The organism is Mesotoga sp. HF07.pep.5.2.highcov, assembly GCF_003666285.1.
Taxonomy (GTDB): Bacteria; Thermotogota; Thermotogae; order Petrotogales; family Kosmotogaceae; genus Mesotoga; species Mesotoga prima.
The window spans coordinates 1-6,650 of the sequence record NZ_JFHJ01000135.1 but is presented as its reverse complement, the minus strand read 5'-3'; the positions used below and the strand labels follow the sequence as shown (position 1 = coordinate 6,650).

Below are 6,650 nucleotides of genomic sequence, written 5' to 3'. Positions count from 1 at the left end.
TTCACTTTCACCAGTACATCATGAGGACCGAGCTTCCTTGGAACAGGAACTCTTTTTAGAGTCAATCCCGGCGCGGGTCTTTCCTTAACTATTGCAATCATAGTTTCTGATTCCAATCAAATTCCCTCCTTTCATTTATGACTCCACATTGTTATTGTAAGTTGATCGTATTGTTTCATAAAACAGACAGCCACCTGTTTATGGACAAATGTTGTTGATGGCGGCTCTTGAATTGATTGATACTTCTTATAGCGTACTGAACGGCTAGGTCCTACAAGAAACACTTCCCATTGAAATGATCTGACGAGTCACGGACGATTTTGAAAACAGATGAGTTTTCAAACAAACTCCTGTCGAATCCCCTTGACATCATATGTCAACAATCTGCAAAAGAAGTTACTAAACGCACTCTCTCAACTCTCCATCTTACTCGATCAATAGCAAAAACGTTAGTGATCTTTGACCGCCCGTCTTTGGTCTCCAGATAGATAGAAAGCGATTATCAGCTTTCTTTGCTCTAATCTCCTCATGAAGGCGTTTTTTGAGAAGAGGTTGTTGTTGTTTCACATGGTATTATCATTTTGAGTAATGCGTTGTTTTGTTGTCTTTCAATCTTAATGAGTACCACAAGACTTTTCGCGTTCCTGAGCGGTTATTGGGTCTCAGTTGTTCATGAAGTCCAGTGCTGCAGTTATGATTTTCACCCGTTTGATGTTCTCATTCTGCACAGTTGTCTCGGTGCTTTCGGTAAAGTCAAAGCTGTGCTCCGAGTATTTTTGCTCATTCTGAGGTCACTTCGGTTGTGAATAATCACAATTGTGGAGGTGAGGGAAGTGAAAAGGATTCTGGTTCTAGCTTCTGTTCTGCTAATGGGATTTATACTGTTTGCAGTTGAACCGATCGTTATTGGAGTCTTTGAACCAATGACCGGGCCCTACGCGGCCGGTGGTCAGCTTACCATGGAAGGTATTAATCTCGCAGCTGAACAAGTGACAGAGGTTCTTGGCCGACCGATTGAGTTGGTTCTCGTCGACAACAAGAGTGAAAAGGTGGAAGCTTCAAACGCCGTCTCCAGATTGATCCAATTCAACAAAGCATCGGTAATAATCGGCAGCTATGGAAGTGCTGTAGCCATACCTGGCAGTGAAGTTGCAAATGCTGCAGGAGTACCGATGATCGGATGCTCGCCTACCAACCCGCTGGTTACATTGGGAAAACCCTATGCTTTTAGAGTTTGCTTCATCGACCCATTCCAGGGAAGCGTGATGGCTAAATTCGCTGTTAATGAGCTCGGAGCAAAGACAGCCGTGATTATTCAAGATATCGCTTCAGACTATTCGGTAGGTCTTTCACATTACTTCCAGAATTCATTCAAGGCACTTACCGGGGATAACAAGTCGATAAGCGGTGTCATTTCTTATCAGACGGGGGACCAAGACTTCACCGCTCAGCTTGCATATGCTCAGGGAAAGAATCCCGATGTAATATTCATCCCTGCTGCTTCGTATGGAGAGGCAGCATTAATCATTAAGCAAGCACGCGAACTTGGAATTGAATCTCAGTTCCTTGGCGGAGATACATGGGAAGTTCCTGAGTTTTTGCAGGTCGGTGGTGCCGCCGTTGAAGGCAGCTACTTCAGCACTCACTTCGATGTGTCGGTAGCCCCAACTCCGAAAGCAGCGGAATTCATAGAGGCATTCAAGGCAAAGTATGGCGTCGAACCGAGCGCATTTTCGGCATTGGGGTACGATGCGTTTATGCTGGCTGTAGACGCGATTAAAAGGGCTGGCTCAGCCGTTCCTGAGGACATTAAGAACGCTTTGAGTGAAACCGTAGCTTTCGAAGGGGTTACAGGATACATAACAATTGACGAAAACGGAGATGCCATTAAGGATGCGATTGTCAGAAAAGTGGAGAACGGAGTTTTCAAGTTTGTAAGTGTTGTGAAACCTGCCGAATAAATAAGACAAAGGGCATCTATCCGCAGAATCTTAGGTGCCGGACGCAGGCCAACGCCTGCGTCCTTATTAAGAACGATAGCTAAGATGAAGGTGGTGGCAGGATGAGCTCTAGCGTTTTTTTGCAGCACCTTGTTAACGGAATTTCGTTGGGTTTCATATTCGGGCTGATTGCAATAGGCTATACTCTCGTCTACGGAGTAGTCAAACTTGTGAACTTTGCTCATGGCGATGTCTTTATGATGGCTACTTTCTTTGTCTACTACGGATTCACTCTCTTTATGATGCCATGGTGGCTAGCAGTTTTGTTCGGAATCGTAGTAACTATATTACTTGGAGTTGGTATCGAGCGTGTTGCATATAGACCTCTGAGAGACGCGCCAAGAATTTCTTCGCTCTGTGCAGCAATTGGCATGTCCTTCCTTCTCCAGAACATAGCGACGGTTGTTTTCGGTGGAAGGCAGAAATCATTTTATGTACCCCCATCGCTGACCAGGACATTTGTCGTAGGAGGGGTCAGAATTCAGGCGATAACAATAACCACTATTGTGGTTTCAATAGTCGTACTCCTTTTGCTCACCTTTCTGGTTAAGCGCACGAAAATGGGATTGGCGATGCGCGCCCTTTCTGTCGACTTCGATACGGCAAAACTGATGGGAATAAACGTTAACAGGACTATTGCATTCACATTTGCTATAGGCTCAGCACTCGCAGCGCTAAGTGCAATTCTCTGGGCGCTCAGATATCCACAAATATGGCCTTTTATGGGAGTTTTTCCTGGCTGGAGAGCCTTTACTGCGGCTATAATCGGAGGAATTGGAAGTATTGTGGGAGCTCTGGTCGGTGGATTCATGCTTGGTATGGTTACGATCATGCTGGTCGCTTTTTTCCCTGAGGCCGCGGGTTATAGAGACGCATTAATCTTCGTTCTTCTAGTCGTGATTCTTCTAGTAAAGCCAACAGGTCTATTCGGCGAGAAGACAAGTAGGTGAGTGTAATGGATCGCAAACTGAAGTTGGTCATAACCATTATTGGACTTCTTGTTTTCATCTTGTTGCTCTGGCTAGCCGAGAATTATATTGACGCATTTATCAAGAGAATTCTGAATGTTGCTGCCATCTACGTTATACTTGGAGTCAGTCTCAATCTGATAAACGGTTTCACTGGTCAGTTTTCTTTAGGTCACGCTGGTTTTATGGCGCTTGGTGCATACGCATCGGCTTTGCTGTACATGTCTCCTTCTCTCAAAGCGATGAATTTTTTTATTCAACCCATAATATGGCCACTAAGCGAAATAGAGATTCCCTTCTTCTTCGCGTTACTCATAGGGGGTACTGTTGCTGCAATTGCGGGGTTTGCTGTCGGAGCCCCTTGTCTTCGGGTAGGGGGAGACTATCTCGCTATAGTAACTTACGGATTCGCGGAGATAATTCGCGTGATACTCAACAACCTTCAAAGTATCACCAATGGGCCTCTTGGATTGAAAGGACTTCCCACATATACAAACCTCTACTGGAGCTGGGGCTGGGCATTGTTCACCGTCTTCTTCATAAAGAAACTAGTAGACAGCAGCTATGGACGTGCGTTGAAGTCAATAAGAGAGGACGAAGTTGCGGCTGAAGCTATGGGAGTCAATCTTTTCAAACACAAAACCCTGGCATTTGTAATAGGAGCCTTCTTCGCCGGCATTGGTGGTGGCCTGCTTGGTAGTCTACTCATGACAATCGATCCGAATTCATTCAACATCGCTTTAACCTTTCAAATTGTCATGATTGTCCTTCTTGGAGGGCTGGGAAGCATAACTGGAAGTGTCGTTATGGGCATTTCGGTTGCCTTCTTGATGGAACTGCTCAGGTTCGTGGAATCGCCTATGACGATCTTTGGTTTCACTATACCCGGTATCCCCGGCATGAGGATGCTAATCTTTGCGCTTATCCTCGTTATTACAGTGATCTTCTTCAGGAGAGGCCTTTTTGGTCACAAAGAGTTCTCATGGACATGGATTTTCAGATCTAAGGGGAGGAATGCAAATGAGTCTGCTTAAACTTGAGCAAGTAACTAAGAGATTCGGCGGACTTACTGCAGTTTCGGATTTCAATCTTGATCTTCAAGAAGGAGAGCTGGTAGGACTCATAGGGCCTAATGGAGCAGGAAAAACAACTGTGTTCAATCTTATTACGAATACGTATTATCTAAGCGAAGGAAAAATCCTTTTTGAAGGCAAAGACATAACGGGTTTGAAGACAGACAGAATCGCCGCAGCGGGTATCGTAAGAACATTTCAAAACATCCGGCTTTTCGGAGAGCTAACAGTCTTGGAAAATGTTCTTACGGCTTGCCACTTGCGACTGAGATCCTCGGTTTTCTCTGCGGTCTTCGGATTCCCGGAATATAAGAGAGAAGAACTGGCGATGCACGAAAAGGCTAGATCCTTGCTCAAGACACTTGGTCTGGAGAAGTATGAGAGAGATCAGGCTGGATCGCTTCCTTACGGGCTGCAGAGAAAACTCGAGATTGCAAGGGCTCTGGCAACTCAACCAAAAGTGTTGTTGCTGGACGAGCCTGCTGCAGGGATGAACCCAGAAGAGACACTTGCTCTGGGGGCACTAATCCTTAAAATTCGGAAGGAGTTCCAGTTGACGATACTGCTGATTGAACACGACATGAGTTTGGTTATGACGATATGCGAGCGCATCATTGTTCTAGATCACGGTGTTACAATTGCAGAGGGTCTTCCAGAGGAGATTCAGAACAATCCCGATGTAATAACTGCCTACCTTGGAACGGGTGATTTGTATGCTTAAGGTGGAAAAATTGAATGTCTTTTACGGTGGTATACATGCTCTGAAGGGAATCTCCTTCAGCGTTGAAGAAGGGAAGATAGTTGCGCTTATTGGGGCAAACGGAGCCGGAAAATCGACAACTCTTAGAAGCGTATGTGGTCTTAAAAAAGTGAAGGATGGAGAGATACTTTTCAAATCGAAGAACATCACAAACAAGTCAACAAATGATATCGTGAAGGCTGGGATGACTCTGGTTCCTGAGGGTAGAAGAATCTTTCCTAACCTTACAGTAACTGAAAATCTTATGCTAGGGGCATTCCTGAGAAGAGACTCAGAAGAAATCGAGAAGGATCTTGACTGGGTTAATACCCTGTTTCCAAGATTGAGAGAGAGAAAAGACCAAAAGGGCGGAACTCTCTCAGGTGGAGAGCAGCAGATGCTTGCAATAGGCAGAGCACTAATGTCTAGACCTGATCTTCTTATGCTGGACGAACCATCATTAGGACTTGCTCCAGTAATTGTGGGTGAAGTGTTCAGGGTTATTCGAAAGGTTCATGAGGAGGGTAAGACGATTCTATTGATAGAGCAGAATGCTCTCGCTGCGCTGAAACTGGCCGACTATGCTTATGTACTTGAAACAGGGCGAATAGTTCTTCAGGGAAAAGGAGAAGACTTGCTTAGCGACGACCTGGTGAAAAAATCGTATCTTGGAGGATAGTTTTTAGATATGAACCATATGCTGCTTTCACAGCCTGATCTATAGGATGATCCAAGAAATCACCGCGTGCTAACAATGGTGAAATTTCATATCCATAAGTATTCTTGGAACACCCGTCATTCAAATAACTTTTCTCTAGAAAATCATCATAAAGTATAAAACGACATGGTAACCCCCAAGCAGCCCTTTATATCGATGTGCTTCCTCGATGACTTTTCACAACCAAGGTTCCCGCTGACTGCGATACATAGCGGTCGCCTGAATTTGGCCTTTTCAAGCAAGTGGCTATGCATGAGATGGTAAGTAAGTGCCCTTGGTTACTTCTTCTGAAGATAAGCCTGAAATATCTAGGACATGTAGCTCTATCCATCTCTTTGACTAAGTTGCGGGGAGAGCAAAAGAGTATAGAGGGCTCAGAAATGTAGTTCGTATTCGCGCTTCTTCAGCAAGGGTTCGTTATACCGAAGTCTTGTAATCTGGAATGAGATCTTCGAATAGCTTCTTTACTTCGCAAAAAGAGTTACACTTCATGTATTCGGTTCTAAGACTCGCGGCATGCCTGATGTTTCTCGTGTAACCCGCAAAAGATTTCCGGAGATCTCTAACTGCCTGGTCTTCACCCACCGCCTCGGAAAGTCTTCTGAAGTGTCTAAGAAAGAGAGCAAGTCTTTCGTGAGGAGCAAGCTCCTCATATGAACCAAACTTGATGAGGTCTTTCGCCTGTTTGAAGATCCAGGGGCTACCAATCGCCCCTCTGGCAACTAGTACACCATCGATGAAATAGTTTTCCAAAGCGTAAGCAATTGCCTCAGGATTAAACATATCACCCGATCCAAAAGATAGTATGCCTTCTGAATGAAGCAGTTTCGTTATTCTTTCAATTTCATCCCAGTTAGCTTTTCCAGAGTACCCCTGTAAAACTGTTCTGCCATGAACAAAAACCGCATCAGGTTTAGCTTCAATAATCTGATAGATTATCTTTTCAGTATCAGTAGCGTCATTTCCTAATCTTATCTTCACAGAAACCGGCACATCTATGCTGTTCTTTAGAGCGGTGATCATTTCCGCAATTTTCTCGGGCGTTCTTAATAGGGCGCTTCCGGCGCCTTTTCGTGTAACCTTCTTTACCGGGCACCCTGCGTTTATATCTATCCAGGTTGCGACTTCCGAAAGCCTCATCGCTGCCTTAGC

Annotated in this window: 6 protein-coding genes; 5 read left to right on the top strand and 1 reads right to left on the bottom strand. The window is 44.9% G+C overall.

What is annotated here, in order from left to right:
• The first annotated feature begins 833 nt into the window (after positions 1-833).
• The 5 genes from BG32_RS02105 (at position 834) to BG32_RS02085 (ending at position 5,459) form a co-directional block, all read left to right on the top strand.
• Positions 834-1,961, top strand: coding sequence for an ABC transporter substrate-binding protein (locus tag BG32_RS02105; RefSeq protein WP_006492606.1), 1,128 nt, complete (start codon positions 834-836; stop codon positions 1,959-1,961).
• Positions 1,962-2,062: 101 nt separating this feature from the next.
• Positions 2,063-2,950 (top strand): branched-chain amino acid ABC transporter permease, encoded by an 888-nt coding sequence (locus BG32_RS02100; RefSeq protein WP_006492605.1) that lies wholly within the window; start codon positions 2,063-2,065, stop codon positions 2,948-2,950.
• A gap of 5 nt (positions 2,951-2,955) precedes the next feature.
• On the top strand, positions 2,956-4,002 hold the full coding sequence (locus BG32_RS02095; RefSeq protein WP_039882889.1) for a branched-chain amino acid ABC transporter permease: 1,047 nt from the start codon (positions 2,956-2,958) through the stop codon (positions 4,000-4,002).
• A complete protein-coding gene (locus tag BG32_RS02090; RefSeq protein ID WP_039882888.1) occupies positions 3,989-4,762 on the top strand; it encodes an ABC transporter ATP-binding protein in 774 nt (257 codons plus the stop codon). Before BG32_RS02095 ends, BG32_RS02090 begins: the two co-directional genes overlap by 14 nt.
• On the top strand, positions 4,755-5,459 hold the full coding sequence (locus BG32_RS02085) for an ABC transporter ATP-binding protein (RefSeq protein WP_006492602.1): 705 nt from the start codon (positions 4,755-4,757) through the stop codon (positions 5,457-5,459). The genes BG32_RS02090 and BG32_RS02085 overlap by 8 nt, the downstream gene beginning before the upstream one ends.
• A 456-nt stretch (positions 5,460-5,915) precedes the next feature.
• Here BG32_RS02085 and BG32_RS02080 read toward each other — a convergent pair.
• On the bottom strand, positions 5,916-6,650 hold a 735-nt coding region (locus tag BG32_RS02080; protein ID WP_121526327.1), incomplete at its 5' end, for a tRNA-dihydrouridine synthase.